The sequence below is a fragment of the Allorhizocola rhizosphaerae genome (genome assembly GCF_003426775.1).
Taxonomy (GTDB): Bacteria; Actinomycetota; Actinomycetes; order Mycobacteriales; family Micromonosporaceae; genus Allorhizocola; species Allorhizocola rhizosphaerae.
This window is the reverse complement of sequence record NZ_QJUG01000008.1, coordinates 17,367-36,927: the sequence shown is the minus strand read 5'-3', so window position 1 is coordinate 36,927 and position 19,561 is coordinate 17,367. Positions and strand designations below refer to the sequence as shown.

17 protein-coding genes are annotated in these 19,561 nt (G+C 67.5%); 8 read left to right on the top strand and 9 right to left on the bottom strand.

All coding sequences use genetic code 11. The features are described from left to right. Positions 1 to 98: 98 nt before the first annotated feature. The 4 genes from DM816_RS02905 to kynU are packed head-to-tail and all read right to left on the bottom strand — an operon-like array spanning position 99 to position 4,928. The gene (locus tag DM816_RS02905) at positions 99 to 869 is read right to left on the bottom strand and encodes a 2-keto-4-pentenoate hydratase (protein ID WP_281274285.1); all 771 of its coding nucleotides are present in this window, start codon (positions 867 to 869) and stop codon (positions 99 to 101) included. Further along, positions 866 to 2,371 (bottom strand): 2-hydroxymuconic semialdehyde dehydrogenase, encoded by a 1,506-nt coding sequence (locus DM816_RS02900; RefSeq protein ID WP_117208472.1) that lies wholly within the window; start codon positions 2,369 to 2,371, stop codon positions 866 to 868. Before DM816_RS02900 ends, DM816_RS02905 begins: the two co-directional genes overlap by 4 nt. Continuing rightward, complete coding sequence (locus DM816_RS02895; RefSeq protein WP_117208471.1) at positions 2,368 to 3,717, bottom strand: FAD-dependent oxidoreductase; 1,350 nt, start codon at positions 3,715 to 3,717, stop codon at positions 2,368 to 2,370. Before DM816_RS02895 ends, DM816_RS02900 begins: the two co-directional genes overlap by 4 nt. Next, positions 3,714 to 4,928 (bottom strand): kynureninase, encoded by a 1,215-nt coding sequence (gene kynU / locus DM816_RS02890; RefSeq protein WP_117208470.1) that lies wholly within the window; start codon positions 4,926 to 4,928, stop codon positions 3,714 to 3,716. The genes DM816_RS02895 and kynU overlap by 4 nt, the downstream gene beginning before the upstream one ends. A 62-nt stretch (positions 4,929 to 4,990) precedes the next feature. Between kynU and DM816_RS02885 the strand changes: the two genes are divergently transcribed. Then, entirely contained in the window at positions 4,991 to 5,479 is a 489-nt protein-coding gene (locus tag DM816_RS02885) for a hypothetical protein (RefSeq protein WP_117208469.1), read from the top strand. Then, the gene (locus tag DM816_RS02880) at positions 5,476 to 6,078 is read left to right on the top strand and encodes a class F sortase (protein WP_117208468.1); all 603 of its coding nucleotides are present in this window, start codon (positions 5,476 to 5,478) and stop codon (positions 6,076 to 6,078) included. Before DM816_RS02885 ends, DM816_RS02880 begins: the two co-directional genes overlap by 4 nt. Before the next feature lie 8 nt (positions 6,079 to 6,086). Here DM816_RS02880 and DM816_RS02875 read toward each other — a convergent pair whose 3' ends face one another. Further along, complete coding sequence (locus DM816_RS02875; protein ID WP_117208467.1) at positions 6,087 to 6,617, bottom strand: HNH endonuclease; 531 nt, start codon at positions 6,615 to 6,617, stop codon at positions 6,087 to 6,089. 136 nt (positions 6,618 to 6,753) lie between these two features. Between DM816_RS02875 and DM816_RS02870 the strand changes: the two genes are divergently transcribed. The 4 genes from DM816_RS02870 (at position 6,754) to DM816_RS02855 (ending at position 11,831) form a co-directional block, all read left to right on the top strand. Then, positions 6,754 to 7,719 (top strand): mechanosensitive ion channel family protein, encoded by a 966-nt coding sequence (locus tag DM816_RS02870; RefSeq protein WP_425455208.1) that lies wholly within the window; start codon positions 6,754 to 6,756, stop codon positions 7,717 to 7,719. Between the two features lie 117 nt (positions 7,720 to 7,836). Continuing rightward, complete coding sequence (locus tag DM816_RS02865) at positions 7,837 to 9,150, top strand: MFS transporter (protein ID WP_117208506.1); 1,314 nt, start codon at positions 7,837 to 7,839, stop codon at positions 9,148 to 9,150. Between the two features lie 888 nt (positions 9,151 to 10,038). Then, entirely contained in the window at positions 10,039 to 10,494 is a 456-nt protein-coding gene (locus DM816_RS02860; protein WP_425455207.1) for a globin, read from the top strand. Between the two features lie 77 nt (positions 10,495 to 10,571). Continuing rightward, a complete protein-coding gene (locus tag DM816_RS02855; RefSeq protein WP_117208465.1) occupies positions 10,572 to 11,831 on the top strand; it encodes a PKD domain containing protein in 1,260 nt (419 codons plus the stop codon). A gap of 115 nt (positions 11,832 to 11,946) precedes the next feature. Here the strand turns inward: DM816_RS02855 and DM816_RS02850 are convergent, their stop codons facing one another. The 4 genes from DM816_RS02850 to ettA form a co-directional block, all read right to left on the bottom strand. Then, positions 11,947 to 12,411 carry a type III secretion system chaperone family protein gene (locus DM816_RS02850; protein WP_170318768.1) on the bottom strand — a complete coding sequence of 155 codons (465 nt, stop codon included), beginning with the start codon at positions 12,409 to 12,411 and terminating at the stop codon, positions 11,947 to 11,949. A 322-nt stretch (positions 12,412 to 12,733) separates the two neighbouring features. Then, entirely contained in the window at positions 12,734 to 13,282 is a 549-nt protein-coding gene (locus DM816_RS02845; protein WP_117208504.1) for a DUF8185 domain-containing protein, read from the bottom strand. Then, positions 13,267 to 13,659: an acyl-CoA thioesterase gene (locus DM816_RS02840; RefSeq protein ID WP_117208503.1), complete on the bottom strand. Its 393-nt coding sequence runs from the start codon at positions 13,657 to 13,659 to the stop codon at positions 13,267 to 13,269. The genes DM816_RS02845 and DM816_RS02840 overlap by 16 nt, the downstream gene beginning before the upstream one ends. Positions 13,660 to 13,670: 11 nt before the next feature. Continuing rightward, complete coding sequence (gene ettA / locus DM816_RS02835; RefSeq protein WP_117208464.1) at positions 13,671 to 15,347, bottom strand: energy-dependent translational throttle protein EttA; 1,677 nt, start codon at positions 15,345 to 15,347, stop codon at positions 13,671 to 13,673. A 205-nt stretch (positions 15,348 to 15,552) separates the two neighbouring features. Between ettA and DM816_RS02830 the strand changes: the two genes are divergently transcribed. Next, positions 15,553 to 16,968 (top strand): alpha,alpha-trehalose-phosphate synthase (UDP-forming), encoded by a 1,416-nt coding sequence (locus DM816_RS02830; protein ID WP_117208502.1) that lies wholly within the window; start codon positions 15,553 to 15,555, stop codon positions 16,966 to 16,968. Next, positions 16,958 to 19,489 carry a trehalose-phosphatase gene (otsB, locus tag DM816_RS02825; RefSeq protein WP_117208463.1) on the top strand — a complete coding sequence of 844 codons (2,532 nt, stop codon included), beginning with the start codon at positions 16,958 to 16,960 and terminating at the stop codon, positions 19,487 to 19,489. Before DM816_RS02830 ends, otsB begins: the two co-directional genes overlap by 11 nt. Positions 19,490 to 19,561: the final 72 nt, after the last annotated feature.

Here is a 19,561-nt window from a genome sequence, read left to right as displayed (position 1 = left end):
CCCGGCGCCGCGAATCCCGGCCGGACCACCGAACCCGGCGCGGTTGACCATGAAGTTACGGTCGCGACACGCCGTCGAACATGGACGTAAGTTCATGATCAACCCGCAAGGGGGGAGAAGGTGGTACGGACCGTGCCCAGGGTGGAGATGCGGGCCTCGTAGGAGGCGCCGGGGGTCACGGGGACCATGGGGCCGAGCGCGCCCGAGAGCACCACGTCGCCCGCACGCAGCGGGGTGCCGTTGCGCGCCATCGTGGACGCCAGCCACACCACCGCGTTGAGCGGATTGCCCAGGCAAGCGGCCCCCGCGCCGACCGAAACCGGCTCGCCCGCGTGCTCCAGCACCATCCCACACAACCGGAGGTCCACATCGGACAGCCGCACCGGCCGCGTCCCCAGGACGAATAGCCCACTGGACGCGTTGTCCGCCACCGTGTCCACGATGGAGATGTCCCAGTTTTCGATCCGCGAGTCCACGATCTCGATCGACGGCAGCAGATATTCGGTCGCCCGGATGACGTCGACGCTCGTCGCCTGCTCGTCGGGCAGGTCCCGCCCGAGCACGAAAGCGATCTCCGCCTCCACCCGCGGCTGGATCAGGCGGGTCACGTCGACCACGTCCCCATCCGGCACCGCCATGTCGGCGAACAAGACCCCAAAGTCGGGCTGGAACACGCCGAAAACCTTCTGCACGGCCGGATTCGTGAGCCCGATCTTCGCGCCGACCAAGCGTCGGCCCTGCGCCACCCAGTCGGCCGTCATGGCCCGCTGCACCGCGTAGGCCGCGTCGATGTCGCCGACCGGGATCACCCGCTCGCGCAAGGGTGGGATAGCGGCCCGCTTCTCGTAGGCCTCAAACAATTCGTTCAAGTCAGCTCCACACACACATTCGTCAGCTCCGAATAAAACGCGAGCGAGTGCACGCCGCCCTCGCGCCCCACTCCCGAGGCCTTGACTCCGCCGAACGGTGTGCGCAGGTCGCGCAGGAACCACGTGTTGACCCACACCAGCCCGGCCTCCAGCCGCGCCCCCGCACGATGGGCCCGCCCCACGTCGCGCGTCCAAACGGTCGCGGCCAGCCCGTAGTCGCTGTCGTTGGCGAGCGCGAACGCCTCCTCCTCGTCATCGAACGGCATCAGGCTGCACACCGGCCCGAAGATCTCCTCCCGGTTGGTGCGCGCCCCCTGCGCCAGTCCACTCAGGACGGTCGGCTGCACATAGGCCCCGCCGTCCCGCGCGTCGCCGAACTCCGGAATCCCGCCACCGGCAAGGAATTCGGCACCCTCCTTGCGCGCCAGATCGTAGTAGCCCAGCACCTTTTCCCGATGCTCGTGCGAGATCAGCGGCATGTTGGCCGTCGACTCATCCTGCGGCCACCCGAAGGGCAGTGAAGCCGCCCGCTTCGCCAACCGGGAGGCGAACTCGTCGAACACCGCGCGCTGCACATACAGCCGCTCGGTGCACAAACACACCTGCCCGCCATTGGTGAAGCTCGACCGCACGGCCCCATCCACGGCCGCGTCCATATCGGCGTCGGCAAAAATCAGGCCGGCGTTCTTGCCGCCCAGCTCGAACGAAACAGCCTTCACCCCGTCTGCCGCCGCCCGCATGATGGCGCTGCCGGTCGCCGACTCCCCGGTGAACGTGATCGCATCGACGCCGGGATGGCTGGTCAGGAACTCCCCCGCCGAGTCCGGCCCAAACCCGTGCACCAGGTTGAACACCCCCTCCGGCACACCCGCCGCCGCCATCACCTCGGCGAGCACGGTCGCCGAGGCCGGTGTCTCCTCCGACGGCTTGACCACGACCGTGTTGCCGCACGCCAGCGCCGGGGCCACCTTCCACGTCAACAGCAGCAACGGAAGGTTCCACGGCACGATGATCGCCACCACGCCAACGGGTTTGCGCACCGCGTAGTTGAGGGCCCGCCGCCCGTCGGCCGTGACCGTCTGGAACGCCTCCGTCGGCGTGGTCGTCACGATGTCGGCGAACGCCCGGAAGTTGGCCGCCCCGCGCGGGATGTCGAGGGTGCGCGCCTGCGAGATCGACTTGCCGGTGTCGGCCACCTCCGCGGTCACGAGATCGTCGAACCGCCGCTCCAGCTCGTCGGCCACCCGGCGCAGCACACCGGCCCGCTCCTGATCGGACATGCGCCCCCACGGCCCGCGCAACGCCGCCCGCGCCGCGCTCACCGCCGCGTCAACGGTGCCCCGATCCGCCTCGGCCACCTCGAAAATGACCTCCCCGGTCACGGGGCTCCGCTTCGCAAACGTCTTCCCGGCGTCCACAAACGACCCGCCTACGAAGTTGCGCAGCACGCCCGGCTTGCCCACCGGCTCCCCGCGCATCAGCCGCGGCTCCCACAGAGTCATGACGACCTCAACTTCCGCACCAGTGCCGCAACGCCGACCCCCGCGAGCAGGGCCGCACCGCCCAGCATCGCGCCGAGCACCCGCTGCTGACGCCACACCCGCCGCTGCACCTGCGCATAGGGCACGGTCGTGAACGACACCAGCTCATACCGCGAAACATACCGTCCCGGGAGGGCTCTTTCTAGAACGTGTTCTAATTTTTTCTTCATCTGGTACCCGGGGGAAGCCACGCGGTCCCGCATCTCCACAAAGTTGTCCAGTGCCATCCGGGCGATCGCCTCCGCATTGGCCTGCCGCCTCACCTGGAACAGGGGCAGCGCCGCCGCCCACCGGTCGCCCGTGTCCGCCAGGCACCGGTCGAGCTCGACCACATCCTCGAACGCCGCATTGGCCCCCTGCCCATAGAACGGCACGATCGCGTGCGCCGCGTCGCCGATCAACGCCACGCGCCCACCCGCCTGCCACGGGTCGCACCGCACCGTGCCGAGCAGGCCCACCGGGTTGTGCTGATAGTCGGACACCAGGTCTGGCGCGAGCGCGGGCACATCCGGATAGACCCGATCGAAGTGCCGCATGATGGCCGCCGGGCTCGACAGCGAGGCGAAGCTGGACGTGCCGCCGTTGGGCCAGAACAGCGTGCACGTGAACGACCGGTCCGGGTTGGGCAGCGCGATCATCATGGAGCTCCCGCGCGGCCAGATGTGCAGGGCATCCGGGTCGAGCGCGAAGTCGCCGTCGCGCGCCGGAATGGTCAACTCCTTATATCCGTAGTCCAGGAAGTCCAGGCTCTCGTCGAGCAGCCCGGCGGCAAGCAGTTGCCCGCGCACGGCCGACCCCGCCCCATCCGCACCGATCACGACATCGGCGTGCGCCCGCCGCCCCTCGAACTCCATGGCTCCGGAAAAGGCGTCCAGCGCGGTAAGCCGGTGTTCAAAGTGGACAATCACACCCTCGTGCGCCAGCGCGGCCTCCAAGAGCGCGTCGTTGAGCGCGCCCCGGCTGATCGAGTTGATCGCGCGCTGCCCGTCTGCGCTGTATGGCTGGAAGTCGAGCTCGCCCTCGATCGGATGGATCATGCGCCCGCGCATCGGCAGCGCGCCCTTCATCACCTGATCGGCCAGCCCCACGCGGCGCAGGGCATCGAGCCCACGCTCGGACAGCGCGAGGTTGATCGAACGCCCGCGCTCCACCTTGCTTCTCCCGCCCCCCAGCCCTGCGGGCCCACCCCCCATGCCGTCGCGCGGATCGGGCCGCCGCTCATAGAGCACGACCTCATATCCCCTGCGCGCCAGGTATGTCGCCAGCAAGCACCCGGCGAGTCCCGCCCCAACAATGGCTACTTTCATAGCTGCCTCAATGCTTCCGCCGCACGCCAACAGTCGTGATAGGACGAATAGAGCGGCACGGGAGCCAGCCGCAGGATGTCGGGCTCCCGCGTGTCCGCGATCACCCCGAACTCGTGCCGCAGGCGCCGGGACAGCTCGCCCGCGCCGCCCCGCACTCGGACCGACAGCTGACACCCGCGCCGGGCCGGATCGCGCGGTGTCACGATCTCGCGCTCGGCGAGCAGACCCTCCAGGAAGTCGGTCAGCCGCACGCTGCGCTCGCGCAGCGCCGGCATGCCCACCCGGTCGAAGATTTCCAGCGACGTGCGCACCGGGCTCATCGAGAAGATGGGCGGGTTGGAGATCTGCCACGCGTCGACCGTGGGCGGTGGGGTGGCGACCGGCGCCATCTCGAAACGGACCGCCGGATCGGTGCTCCACCAGCCCTCAAACCGGTGCAGCGACGGGTCTGAAAGGTGCCGCTCGTGCACGAAGGCTCCGGCGAGCGCACCGGGCCCCGCGTTGAGGTATTTATAAGAACACCAACTCGCGAAATCCACGCCCCAATCATGAAGCCGCAGTACGACATTTCCCGCGGCATGCGCGAGATCCCATCCGACGATCGCGCCCTTTGCCTTGCCGAGTTGGGTGATGCCGGGGATGTCCAGCAGTTCCCCCGTGAGGTAGTTCACCCCGCCGAGCAACACCAGCGCGACCGATTCCCCTTGGCGCTCAAGGAAATCGACGATCCCATCGGTGGGCACCCGCACCACCGCGACATCGGGGTCGAGCCCATGAAAGCGAGCCTGACTGCGTACCGCATAAGAATCTGAAGGAAAGGTCGTGTCCTCCACGAGGATGCGATCGCGCCGAGGTCGCGGCCGATAGAACGAGACCATCAGCAGGTGCAGATTGACGGTGAGCGAGTTCATCACGACCGTCTCCGAGGGCAACCCTCCCACCAGCCGCGCGGCAAGATCCGTCAGCAGCTCGTGGTAGGGCAGCCACGGCCGTTTGGCCTCAAGGTGCGCCTCGACGCCGAGCGCGGCCCAGGCGTCCAGATCCTCCAGCAGCTCGGACCGCGTCGCCTTGGGCTGCAGGCCGAGCGAGTTGCCCGCGAAATAGGCAACCTCGGGATAGCGCCCGCCAGTGGCAGGCGGCACATGAAAGAGTTCACGGTGACCCGGGTCGGCCTGGTCAAGCCGCCTGGCGTCGTCTTCGCTGACGGACACATCACCGACTCTATCTGCAGGATTCGGGCTCCTCACCCGGACCCAAATGAGATGCTTTCACCATGAAGTGGCTTTTGACCCTCTCTGCGGCTCTTGCCGTCATCGCCGCACCGAGCGCCGCCCACGCCGACGGCGAATACATCAGGATCACCCCGAGCACGATCCAGGCCGGGTTTCAGATCGAGATCGAGGCGTTCTGCGGCGACAACGTCAATCCCGCGACCGTCAAGTCGGAGGCCTTCGGGGTCGTCACCATCACGCCCCAGCAGGATCCGCGCAGCGGCAAGTTCGTCCACCGCGGCACCGCGACCATCCCGCAGGACAAGCATGCGCGGGCATACCCGGTGACGATGACGTGCCCGAGCAACCAGTCGGCGACCACGACCCTGCACGTGGTCAACTTCAACGTGCCCTCGCGCGGGCCCCGGACGGGCGGTGGCGCGCTGGCGAGTGACAACGGCGGGCACAGCGGGCTGATCGTCGCGGGCGCCGGTTCCCTTGCGGCGGGCGCGTTCCTGCTCGTGTTGGCGCGCAGGCGCAGGCAGGCGTGAAACTGCTGTCCGGTGCGCTGGTCCTGATCGGACTGTTCCTCGCGAGCATCGGATTCGGCCAGGCCACGGGATTGCACTTCGGCGACCTGTTCGTGTCGCGGGCGAAACCGCCACCGGGCGAGTTCCCGGTACTGGATCCGAGCCCGCCCAAGCGGATCCGCATCCCAGCGATCGGAGTCGATGCACCCGTCCACGGGGTCGGGACCGAGCCCGACGGCACGATCGCCACGCCCTCACTGAAGCTGGAAAACGAGGCCGGTTGGTACAAGGACGGGCCCAGCCCCGGGCAGTATGGCCCCGCGATCGTCGTCGGGCACGTCGACACCCGTGACCGGCCCGCGGTGTTCCACCGGGTCAGGGAGCTCAAGCCCGGCGAACGCGTCGAGATCGTGCGCCGGGACCGGACCATCGCCGTGTTCGAGGTGAACACGGTGGAGCAGTACAGCAAGGCGAGCCTGCCCGTGGCAAAGGTCTATCAGGACTACTCGCGCCCGTCGCTGCGCCTGATCACGTGCGGCGGGAGCTGGGTGGGCGGCGACGACGGGTACGCCGACAACGTCATCGCCTTCGCGTCCCTCGTCGACACCTACAAGACCTGAATTGGCCTCTAAATGAGTTGGGCGGCCGGCTCAAGCCAGGCCGCCCAGCGTGGGTCGGGGGTGCGGTGCCCGAGTATCCGCCAGGCAGCCCCGTTGGGGACGGTCGGTTTTGTGATCGGCTTCCAGCCGAGCTCGCGCAGCGTGCGGTCGCCCTTGTGGTGGTTGCAGCGGGCGCACGCGGCGACCACGTTCTCCCAGACGTGCAGGCCGCCCTTGGAGCGCGGATGCACGTGGTCGATGGTCTCGGCCGGGCCCGCGCAGTATTGGCAGCGCCCACCGTCGCGGGCGAAGATGGCCCGCCGGGACAGCCCGACGTGGGTGCGGTAGGGCACACGCACAAACCGGCTCAGCCGGACCACCAGGGGCACCGGCACCTGCTGGCGGGCGCTGTGCAGCATGCCATCGCCGTCGGCGACGCACACCGCCTTGCCGGAGAGGACCAGGATCGCGGCTCTTCGCACTGACACGACACACAGCGGCTCGTAGGTGGCGTTCAACAGCAACGCTACGGAAGACGTTGTGGGTCGTATGTCAGGCATCGCTCTCACCCTCCGGTCACATACACCTTGGGACAATCGTCCCTGATTGATCCCTCCATTGGCTAAAACTTGGCACCATCGTCCCTGATTGATCCCGAGAATGCACCCTTAAATCGGCCGATTATCGTGAACGGTCGTGGACGACAAGTGCGCGCAGGACGGCATCTGCACATGGCTTTACCAGCAGACCAACTGGGGTTGGCTCCAGGATGGCTATTTCCTGCTCGCCAATCCGGTCCGGATCATCCTGATCATCGTCCTCGCGATCATCGCGCGGGCGATGCTCAACCACGCGATCAACAAGGTGGTCGACCGCACGGCGGAAGGCAAGATCCCAGGATTCCTGCGCCCGCTCAAGGCGCGGATGCCGGGCAACGGCAACGGCCTGTTCCCGGAGCGGCGCGTGCAGCGGGCGGCGGCGATCGGCTCGCTGCTCAAGAGCTTCGTCACGGTGATCGTCTTTTCGATCGCCTTCCTGATGGTGCTCGACCTGTTCGGGTTCAACCTGGCGCCGGTGCTCACGAGCCTGGGCATCGCCGGGGTCGCGCTCGGCTTCGGCGCGCAGACGCTCGTCAAGGACCTGATCGCGGGGCTGTTCATGTTGCTTGAGGACCAATACGGGGTCGGCGACGTGATCGACACGGGCGAGGCGGTCGGTGTCGTGGAGTCGGTCGGCCTGCGCACGGTGACCATCCGCGACGCGCGGGGCGTGCTGTGGTACGTGCGCAACGGGGAGATCATCCGGATCGGCAACAAGAGCCAGGGCTGGGCCCAACTACTCATCGACATCCCGATCGGCTTCGCCCCGGTCGACGAGGCCACCCGCGTGCTGCGCGAGGCGGTCGATACCTACGCCAACGATCCCGAACACGCGGCCGAGTTCCTGGAACCACCCAACGTGCTGGGCATCGAGCAGCTCACGGTCGACGGGGTGATGGTCCGCATCACCTGCAAAACCAGCTCGGACAAGCAGTGGGACATCCAGCGCGAGCTGCGGCGCAGGCTGATGGAGGCGCTGGAGGTCTCGGGGATCACCGCGCAGATCCAGGCTGCCCGATTGGCACGCCCGCCGGTGCGACAAGATGGCGGCGCTCAACCGTAGGGGCTAGCGAATCATCGTCCAATCGGGCAGAATCACCGCACGGATGACTTTCGGGCATCGACCACAATGTTCGTGATCGATGTCGTTAACTAGCTCGTGATCGATGGAGGATTGTCGGTGCCTCACCCCGTCAGCACCAGCTCTTCCGCTTCCTCCGATCCGCCCGAGCGACCCGCGACCTTTCGAGACGTCTTCGCCAACGGCGAATACCGAGCGGTGTTTTCGGCGACGGTGCTCTCCTGGGTGGGCGATTACCTAGCCAAGATCGCAGTGACGGTGCTGGTCTTCCAGCAGACCGGTTCGGCCGGTGTCGCGGCCGCCACGTTCGCCATCAGCTACGCACCCTGGCTCCTGATCGGACCGGTGCTCACAGCGCTGGCAGAGCGCATGCCGAGGCGCACCGTGATGATCATTAGCGATATTGCGCGCATGATCTTCATCGGCCTAGTCGCGCTGGTGGACATGCCGGTCCCGCTGATGATCGTGCTGCTTTTCCTCACCGCACTGGGCAACCCGCCCTACGACGCGGCCCGCTCCGCCCTCACGGCCACCCTGCTGCCCGGCGACAAGCTCGTGGTGGGGCTCGCCTTCGCGGCCAGCGCCGGGCAGGCCGCGCAGATCGGCGGCTACCTCGGCGGCGGCCTGCTCGCCGCGGTCGACCCCCACCTCGCGCTGCTCATCGACGCCGCGACGTTCGCCATTTCGGCCCTGCTCATCGGCCTGTTCGTGAAACGGCGGCCCCCGGTCGAGCGGGGCGCGCGGCAAAACCTGCTCCGCGAGACCATCGACGGGTTCCGAATGGTGTTCGGCACGCCCGCCCTGCGCGGCATCGCCGTGGTCATCTTCGGCGTCATGCTCTTTTCCACATTGCCCGAAGGGCTCGGCGTCATCTGGACCGACGCGCTGCGGCCGCCCGACGACCGCACCCGTGGCCTCACCCAAGGCCTGATCATGCTGGTGCCGGCGCTCGGCTTCATCGTCGGCGGCCTCCTCGTGGGCCGACTCGTCCGGCCCGACACCCGCAACCGCCTGATCCGCCCGCTGGCCGTGCTGACCCCGCTGGTGCTCGTGCCGGCATTGCTCAACCCGCCGCTGTGGGCGGTGTGCCTCATGGGATTCCTGTGTGGAGCATCGGTCGCGGGCATCCTGCCGGCCGCCAACGGGCTGTTCGTGCAGGCGCTGCCCAACACCCACCGGTCGCGCGCGTTCGGGGTGATGCAGAGCGGCATGCAACTGTTGCAGGGCGGCTCCATCTTCATCGTGGGCCTCCTGGCCCGCCCGGCGTCGATGCTGCCGACCGTGGTAGGCCTGTGGTGCCTGGCCGGAGTCGGGCTCATGCTCGTCGTCGCGCTGCTCGTGTGGCCGGCACAGGAACGCTTCACGGCCGCCATCGAGCGCGCCCGCCAGATAAACCAGGCCTCAGCCGCCTAGCCCGCGCCCAAATCCTCCGCCACCCAGGCCGATCGCGCCGCAGCCATGCCCGCATGACCACGCCAAGCCACCCGACAGCGCCGCAGCCCTCACCCCACACCACCCGACTGCGCCGCAACCAACGCCATCCCCACAACTACGCCACGCCCGGCGACCCCGCCACAGCCATGCCCGCCCACGTCGCGATACCCGCGCCAGCCTCGCCCACGCGACCGCGCCGCAGCCCACGCAGGCCTGCCAAACGCCCGGCAACGCCACGTCCACGCGATCTCCCACGCATAAGGCGATGTCCGCGCCATCGCGCAAGCCACGCCGCTGCGCCTCGAACAGCGCCCGCAGACCGTCGCGTGCCAAAGCACGCAACAGTCCGGATGACGGTCGCCGACCGCGGCCGCTCGGTGCCGCAACATCCGGGATAACGTCGTGACGTGCGCTGAACCCCACGACAACATCCGGGATAACGTCGTGGCGCAGGCGGAAACGCCTGCAATATCCGGGATCCTGTACTCAATCGACCAACCGCCGCGACAACACCGGAACCTGCGACACGACACAACCCGCAGCAGCGCCGCGACAACACTCCAGCTTCCTGCGGCAAGACAACCTGGATTGGCGCCGCGACTAGCGCCCCCACACCCTGCGGCACACCACAGCCCCCAGACCTGGGACGCGAAAGCGCCCCACATCCCTGCGCCACGTCACAACCCCCAGACCTGGGACGCGAAAGCGCCCCACATCCCTGCGCCACGCCACAACCCCCAGACCTGAGACGCGACAAACACCCACATCCCTGCGTCACGACGCAAGCCGGATCCGGGCCACGACCAACACCCCGGATCGTGTAGCCCGCGCGCAGGGTGGTGGCCGCAGCCTGCGGGAGGGATTGCGGTGCGGCGTGGCGGCTATTGTTGTCGGGTGACTGAGCAGGCGACTGCGGCCGATTATTTCAAGGCGCTGGGCGGCGAGGAGACGTTTCGGCTGCTCGTGGACGAGTTTTACGCCGGCGTGGCGACCGATCCGCTGCTGCGCCCGCTCTATCCCGAGGAGGACCTGGGCCCGGCCAACGAGCGCCTGCGCCTGTTCCTCATCCAGTATTGGGGCGGCCCCAACACCTATTCGCAGCAGCGCGGGCATCCGCGGCTGCGCCTGCGGCACGCGCCGTTCAAAATCGGCTACGCCGAGCGCGACGCCTGGCTCAAGCACATGCGCCACGCCGTCGATGTGCTCGAGCTCTCACCCGAGCTGGACAAGATGCTCTGGGACTACCTTGAGCGGGCCGCGCACTTCATGGTCAACGCTGCTGGCGATGATCGGGGCTTTCCGGTCAGCACCGTTGGGCCATGAAGCAGAATCACAGCATGGTCAACTCCGCCGATGACATGCCGCGCTCACTAATCTAGGCACGCCTCGTTATCTGAGGCATGCGGCGTTTGTACCTCGCGCTTCTGGCGGGTCTGTTCGCGCTGTCGGCCCCGGCCGCTGCGGCCTTGATCCCCGAGCCCGGCTGGCTTGTCAGCGACAACCCGGTCGGCTGGACTCCGCACGTGCTGGACGGCGAGGTTCGGGCGCTGGCTGTGGTGGGCGACACGGTCGTGGTCGGTGGGGATTTCACGTCCGTGACCGACCATGCTGGCCGAAAAAAGCGTGATTTCTCGTTTTTATTTGCTTTCCAATTTGGTACCGGAAAAGTCCTCAACTTCTCGCCCTGGCTAGATGGTCCGGTGCTGGCACTGGAGCCCGGCCCGGACAACACCGTTTACGTGGGCGGGCGGTTCCGTCACGTCGGGGATCGCAAGCAACGCGGCATCGCGCAGGTCGATCTCGCGACGGGCAAGCCCGTGAAGGAGTTCGCCGCGAGCATCGGATGGGGCGATGTGCGCGCTATCGCCCGGTCCCACGGCAAGCTCTACATTGGAGGGACGTTCGAGGACGTGTCGGGCATCCCGCGCGCCGGGCTGGCCCGGCTTGACGCGACCACGGGAGCCGTCGACGAGTTCGACGCCCACCTGTCGGCCGACGAGCTCGGCCGCGTGAAGGTGGAGGACCTCGCGGTCTCGCCCAACGGCGACCGCATGATGGTCATCGGCGCGCTGACCGAGGTGGGCGGGGCGTACCGGGCACAGGCCGCCATGTTCGACCTCACACCCGAACAGCCCCAGCTGGCCGACTGGTGGACGCGGGCGTTCGACCACAGGTGCCGCGACGGCTTCGACACCTGGCTGCGCGCGGTGGACTTCTCCCCCGACGGCTCATATCTGGTCATCGTCACGACCGGCCGGCACAGCAGGCCGGAGTTGTTGTGCGACACGGCCGCACGGTTTGAGACCTATGCCGTGGGCGAGACGGGCGCCACATGGGTCAACCACACCGGCGGCGACTCGCTGTACGCGGTCGAGATCAGCAATCATGCCGTCTACGTCGGCGGGCACCAACGCTGGATGGACAACCCGTACGGCGACGAGTCGGCCGGGCCGGGCGCGATCGACCGCGAGGGCCTGGCCGCGATCGACCCGGATTCGGGGCTCGCCAACGACTGGAACCCGACCCGCAAGCGTGGCATCGGCGCACGCGCCCTGCTGCTCACCGACCGGGGCCTGCTTGTCGGCTCCGACACCGACGAGCTCGCCCACGAATACCACGGCCGCCTGGGGTTGTTCCCGTTTCGTTCCGGCAGCGGGTGAGGTTTAGCGCTTCGCGATCAACCTCACCCGCACCAGGGACGTGTGGCACCCGGTGTGGCTGACGTCTTTCGCGTGGCCTGCGTTCATCGCGAAGCGTTGAACGCAGGCCACTGCGTCAGAAGAGGAGCCCGCCGTCGCCGTGGAGCCAGTCCACGAACGTGGTGGACACGGATGCGGCGGTGTCGACGATTTCGAGCAGGAGCGCGTCGTGGATGCCCGCTCCCAGCGGGATCTGCCACTCCGCATACAGCGGCAGCTGCCCCCGCTCGGTCGGGTCGCCCACGTAGGCCTTGGCGAATCGGCGGGAGTGGTTCCACTCGTTGACGGCGCGGTAGGCCAGCTCCGACAGCTCCGGGGGTACGGTCGCGTGCGGCCTGGTGCGGATGACCAATATCTCGTCGTCAGGTCCTTCGATGGCGAACAGTAGTGCGTGCCGTTCCCACAGCGCGAGCAGGCTCGAGTCCCCGTCTGAGAGATGCCGCACATCGAGCAGGTCGAGGGTCGCGCTCACCCGCTTGAGCGTCACCGGTGGATTGATGTCGGTGATCAGTGTCGGTGCCGGCGGCAAAGAGTCCAACATGGACAGATCGTCTGGACAATGCATTGAATCGCGCTGGGATGGTATTGCCCGCTCACGGGCCTTCTCCGGTGTTGCCGGGTCAGGCTGATCAGACCACCGCCACGACCACCACGCCATCGTCCACGCCCCCTTCTCCATTGTTCGGAAAGGTCCCCTCCCCCCGTAGATCGATGCCGAGGGATAGAGAATGCTCAGTGGAGTGAGCCGCCTACCCTCAGTAGATCCCGAGGCGTGAGGCTACCCGTACAGCCCCACATTCGTCAGCCCCTTACCGCGAGTCGCTGACCAAACGGCCCATCCCTATTGGCCGTTTGGCCGATAGTCAACGTAGCGGACGTACCGTGAGTCCTGCGGGCGCGCGATGCCAGGCCTCGCCGATCCGCGTTCGGAGCCCCGTCCATGGACCGGCCACGAGAACGTCCACACCGCCGGGCCAATTCAGGCGCATCCGAACAATTCCCTGCACAATACGCTGCGGGACAACGAATTGCGTACCGTCGACGTCAGACGTGCCCGTGATCACAGGGTGATCCAGCAGGGCATCGCGGATCGCGCGCTCCCCGACCCGCCGACCGGCACTGGCCTCGCGCAACGTCCGCGCCGCAGCCGAGGCGAGATCAACGATCTGCGATGCGGGCAGTACCTCGACGACCCGGGCCTTACCGATCGGCGGCAGCGGCCAGTGCCAGTCGGCGTCGCGCTTCTCCCCCGACGCGGCCGACACCACGACATCGCCCGCGCACTCGTACTCCACCGACACCAGGACTTCCCACGGCAGGCGGCCCCAGGCCCGCCCGTCGCGCAGCCGGACCAACGCCCCCGGGTCGAACCGCAGCAGCCGCTCGGTGAACGACGCTATGTCTTCAACCATGGCTTGAGAAACGCCTGTTCCTGCTCGGTGAGCCGGCGCGGCCGCTGCCTGACCAGGTCGTAGGGCACCAGCACCGACTTGGCCCGGCTGGCCAGCAGGTCCCCGTCGAACAGCTCATAGGCGATGGTAAATCGAGAGGGCCGCATCTCGTCGATCCACAGCTCGATCCGCACGGGGTCGCCGTAGTCCACCGGGCGCAGGTAGTCCACCTCGTGCCGGGCCACGACTATCCCCTCCTCGAACGAGGTGAGCCCCGCCTCGCGGGCGTTGACGAACATCATGGCCACGCGCGCCTCCTCGTACAGCGTGAGGAAGCGCGCGTTGTTGACGTGCCCGTAGGCGTCCAAATCGGACCATCGCAGCGGGCAGTGGTACATGAAGCGCAAGGCTAGTCCCGGGTTAGCTTCCGGTGCGTGACGCGGTGCGGGCGGGCCGCCTCGACGCCCAGCCGCTCGACCTTGTTCTTCTCGTAGGCCTCGAAGTTGCCCTCGAACCAGAACCACTTGGCCTCGTTTTCGTCGTCGCCCTCCCACGCGAGCATGTGGGTGGCGACCCGGTCGAGGAACATCCGGTCGTGCGAGATGACCACGGCGCAGCCGGGGAACTCCAGCAGCGCATTCTCCAAACTGGACAGTGTCTCCACGTCCAGGTCGTTGGTGGGCTCGTCGAGCAGCAGCACGTTGCCACCCTGCTTGAGCGTGAGCGCCAGGTTGAGCCGGTTGCGCTCGCCGCCGGACAGCACGTTGATCGGCTTCTGCTGGTCGGGACCCTTGAAACCGAACGCCGCCACATAGGCCCGCGAGGGCATCTCGACCCTGCCGACCATGAGGAAGTCGAGCCCGTCGGACACCACCTCCCACACCGTCTTGCCGCCCTCAAGGCCGGCGCGCGTCTGGTCCACATAGGACAGCGACACGGTGTCGCCCACCCGCACGTCGCCCGAGTCGGGCTTCTCCAGGCCGACGATGGTCTTGAACAGCGTGGTCTTGCCGACGCCGTTGGGGCCGATGATGCCCACGATGCCGTTGCGCGGCAAGGAGAAAGACAGATTCTCGATGAGCACCCGGTCGCCGAAGCCCTTGGTGAGGTCCTTCGCCTCGATGACCGTGCTGCCCAGGCGGGGGCCCGGTGGAATCTGGATCTCCTCGAAGTCGAGCTTGCGGGTCTTCTCCGCCTCGGCGGCCATCTCCTCGTAGCGGTCCAGCCGGGCGCGCGACTTGGTCTGGCGCGCCTTGGCATTGGACCGCACCCACTCCAGCTCCTCGGAGAGGCGCTTTTTCATCTTCGCGTCCTTGCGCCCCTCGACCGCGAGCCGAGCCGCCTTCTTCTCCAGATAGGTGGAGTAGTTGCCCTCGTAGGGATAGGTCCGGCCACGGTCGAGCTCGAGGATCCACTGGGCCACGTTGTCGAGGAAGTAGCGGTCGTGGGTGATCGCCATCACCGTGCCGGGGTAGGCGGCCAGATGCTGCTCCAGCCACAGCACGCTCTCGGCGTCGAGGTGGTTGGTCGGCTCGTCCAGCAGGAGCAGATCGGGCTGCTCCAGCAGCACCTTGCACAGCGCCACGCGCCGCTTCTCACCCCCGGACAGCGTGTTGACCGGTGCGTCGCCCGGCGGGCAACGCAGCGCGTCCATCGCCTGCTCCAGCTTGGAGTCCAGGTCCCACGCGTCGGCGTGGTCGAGCTCCTCCTGGAGCCTGCCCATCTCGTCCATCAACGCGTCGGAGTAGTCGGTGGCCATGAGCTCGGCGATCTCGTTGAACCGGGCCAGCTTGGCCTTGGTTTCGTGCACCGCGAGCTCGATGTTTTCCAGCACCGTCTTGGACTCGTCGAGGCGGGGCTCCTGCGCGACCATGCCGACGGTGTAACCCGGCATGAGCCGGGCCTCGCCGTTGCTCGGCTGGTCCACCCCGGCCATGATCCGAAGCAGGCTGGACTTGCCCGCCCCGTTGGGCCCCACCACGCCGATCTTGGCGCCGGGCAGGAAATGCAGGGTCACGTTGTCGAGCACGACCTTGTCGCCGTGCGCCTTGCGCGCCTTTTCGAGCGTGTAGATGTACTGAGCCACGCTCCAATCTTTCCAGCCCTCCGGCGAGGCGGCTCCGCTGGGGCCTCACCGCCAGTTGACCATGAAGTTATATACACGACACGCCGTCGAACATGGACTTTATGTTCATGATCAACGGGAGGTGGGTGGGGCGGGGGGAGAGAGGATCAGTAGGCTCAAAGGACGGGTGGAGATCATCCGATCGGACTACGGAGGCGAACAGACTTTGGCCGGGAAGAGCCCATTCGTAGTGGTCGCTAACCGCCTGCCGGTGGACGAGGTGACCGACGACACGCCGGCCGCCCGCATGAGCGGCGGCCGCAGATGGCGCCCAAGCCCAGGGGGGCTGGTCACGGCGCTGCACCCGGTGCTCGTGGAACACAAGGGCACCTGGATCGGTTGGTCGGGGACGGCCGGGGACGCGCCGGAACCGTTCGAGATGGACGGCATCACGCTGGTGCCGATGGCGCTGTCCGACGATGAGGTGGAGCGCTATTACGAGGGTCAGTCCAACGCGACCATCTGGCCGCTCTACCACGACGCCGTGGAGCCGCCCGTGTTCCGGCGGCGCTGGCGCGACGCCTATCGCGAGGTCAACCGCCGTTACGCGGAGGCGGCCGCCGAGGTCGCGGCATACCGGGCGACCGTGTGGGTGCAGGACTATCAGCTCCAGCTGGTGCCGGCCATGCTCCGGGAGCTGCGGCCGGACCTGCGCATCGGGTTCTTTCTGCACATCCCGTTTCCGCCGATCGAGTTGTTCATGCAGCTGCCGCAGCGCACGGAGGTGTTGCGCGGGCTGCTCGGCGCCGATCTCGTCGGGTTCCAGCAGCGGCTGGCTGCGCAGAACTTCCTCCGGTTGGCGCGGCACCTGCTGGGTACCCCCTATTCGGGAAGCACCCTTGAATATGAGGGGCGGAAGGTCAAGGCTGAAGCCTTCCCGATTTCGATCGATGTGGCGGAGATGCAGCGGCTGGCCGACAACCCGTTGGTGCGCGAGCGCGCCGCCCAGATCCGCGCCGAACTGGGCGATCCGAAAACTGTCATTCTCGGCGTCGATCGACTTGATTACACGAAAGGTATCGAACATCGGCTAAAGGCCTTCCGTGAACTTCTGGGGGAGGGCAGACTGTCTGTTCCCGAAGCGGTGATGGTTCAGGTGGCCACCCCGAGCCGGGAGCGTGTGGAGCACTACCAGGCATTGAGGGTCAAGGTGGAGCGTGAGGTGGGGCGCATTAACGGCGACTTCGGGAGGGTCGGCGTGCCTGCGGTTCACTACCTTCATCAGTCGTACAGTCGTAGCGAGTTGGCCGCGCTGTATTGCGCGGCCGACGTGATGATGGTGACCCCACTACGAGATGGCATGAACCTGGTGGCCAAGGAGTACGTTGCCGCGCGCGCCGAACACGGCGGCGCGCTGGTGCTCAGCGAGTTTGCCGGTGCGGCCGGCGAGCTGCGGCAAGCTTTTCTGTGTAACCCGCACGACCTCGATGGGGTCAAAGACGCCCTCATTCGAGCTGTAAACGTTGACCCGGCAGAGGCCCGCCGACGGATGGGCATTATGCAGCGGCACCTTCGCCGACACGATGTGGCCGCGTGGGCGTCAGACTTCCTGCGTTCTCTGGGAGATCTCGATGACCATTGATGTGGATCGCGACGGCTTCGAGCCTGCGATGCGTTCGGCCATCACACTGCTGGCCCGAACCCCGCAGATCCTCGTCGCCTGCGACTACGACGGCACGCTCGCCCCGATCGTCGAAGATCCCGCAGCGGCCGCACCCCTGCCAGAGGCGGTCGCCGCCCTGCGTTCGCTGGCGGCGCTTCCCCAGACCACGGTGGCCGTGGTCTCGGGGCGCGCCCTACGCGATCTGGCCGCCCTGTCGCGGCTTCCGAGCGAGGTCCACTTGGTGGGAAGCCACGGCTCGGAGTTTGATGTGGGCTTCGTCACACGACTGGAGCCCCATCTGGTGGAGCTGCGCGGCAAGCTCGCCGCCGCGCTGGAACACCTGATCAAGGACCACCCCGGGGTCCGGCTTGAGCACAAACCCGCATCGATCGCCGTGCACACCCGAACCGCGTCGGAGCCGGTCACACAGTCCATTATGGACAAAGTGCGCACCGGGCCGGCGATGTGGCCGGACGTGCACACGACCGAGGGCAAAGAGGTCATCGAGCTGTCGGTGCTCGCCCGGCACAAGGGCACGGCAATCGAGGAGCTGCGCCGCCAGGTGTCGGCCGGAGCCACCCTGTTCATCGGCGACGACGTCACCGACGAAAACGCGTTCAAGACGCTGTCCGGCAAGGACGTCGGGATCAAGGTCGGGCCGGGCGAAACCAGCGCGCTGTTCCGGGTCGACGATCCGATGCAGGCCGTGCGGGTGCTCGCGCTGCTGCTGGAGACCCGGCGCAACTGGCTGTTCGGCGAGCGGGCGGTCCCTATTGAACGCCACTCGATGCTGTCCGATGGCAGGACGGTGGCGCTGGTGACCCCCGACGCGCGGATCAGCTGGCTGTGCCACCCCCGGCCGGACTCGGCGGCGCTGTTCGCCGACCTGCTCGGCGGCGCGCCGGCCGGGCACTTCACGGTGTCGCCGCTCAAGGGCGGGCGCGCGCTCGGGCAGCGCTACCGCCCCGGCACGATGACCGTGGAGACGCGGTGGTCGGGCCTGACCGTGACCGACTGGCTCGACGGCGATCACCTGCTGCGCCGGCTCACCGGCAACTCGGTGGTCCGGGTGGAGTTCGCGCCGCGACCCGAGTTCGGGCAGGTGCCCACGACGCTGCAGGAGCTCGGCGACTGCCTGATGGTGCTCGGGACCAGTGACCATTTCGTGCTGCACTCGGCCGGCGTCGAGTGGGACGTGGTCAACGACGGTGGGCATGACGTGGCCCGTGCGGTGATCGACCTGGCCGCGATGGGTGGCGAGGTGCTCCTGGACCTGCGCATGCGCAGCCAGGATCTCTTGCCGTACCAGGAAACCACGGAGCAGCGGCTGTCCCGGGCCGAGCGGCCTTGGAAGGAGTGGTCGCAGTCGCTCGCGCTGCCGCCGCTGGAGACCGACGTCGTGCTGCGCAGCGCGCTCACGCTCAAGGGCCTGTGCCACGCCGAGGGCGGCGGTGTGCTGGCCGCGGCCACCACGTCGCTGCCGGAAACGCTTGGTGGGATCAGAAACTGGGACTATCGCTTCAGCTGGCTGCGCGACGCGGCCATGAGCGTCAAGGCGCTGGTGGACCTCGGCTCGCTGACCGAGGCCGAGGCGTTCCTGCGGTGGGTGGGCGTGTGCGTCGAGCGGACCGGTGGACACCCGGAACGGCTGCACCCGCTTTACACAGTGGACGGTTACGAGCTCGGACCGGAGGCGGTTATCGAGACGCTGCCCGGCTATGCCGGGTCGCGGCCGGTGCGCGTGGGCAACGCGGCCAACAGGCAGCTGCAGCTGGACGTGTTCGGTCCGGTGGCGGATGTGCTCATGGCGGTGGCCGACAAGCGGGGCAAGGTGAAGTACGACGAGTGGCGTGTGCTTGAGGCGATGGTGCACGCGGTGTCGCAGCGGTGGCACGAGCCCGACCACGGGCTGTGGGAGGCGCGTCTGCCTCCGCGGCACCACGTGTATTCCAAGGTGATGTGCTGGATGACCGTCGACCGGGCGATCAAGACTCTGACCCGGCACACCTCCGACACCAACAAGGAATGGGAGGAGTTGCGCGACCGGATCGCCGACAACGTGCTCACCCAGGGGTGGCATGAGGGCACGGGTGCGTACACGGTGGCGTTCGGTTTTCCAGAGATGGACGCCTCCTCGCTGTGGATCGGGCTGTCGGGCCTGCTCGCCGACGACGATCCGCGCTTCCTGGCCACGGTGCTCGCGGTCGAGGCCGAATTGCGTTCCGGCCCAACGGTTTACCGCTACAAGTGGGACGACGGCATGCCGGGCAAGGAGGGCGGGTTCCACATCTGCACCGCCTGGCTCGTCGAGGCATACCTGCGCACCGGGCGGCGGGCCGACGCCGAGGAGCTGTTCGAGCAGCTGCTCGCGACGGCGGGCCCGACCGGGCTGCTGCCGGAGCAATACGATCCGGATTTGGAACGCGGGCTGGGCAACCATCCGCAGGCATACAGCCACCTGGGCTTGATTCGCTGTGCCCAGCTGCTTTCCGGAAAGTGAACGCCTCGTTAATGTGACGTGATGGTCAGTCCATTTCAGCAGCGTCCGGGGTTGAACGCTTCGCGATCAACC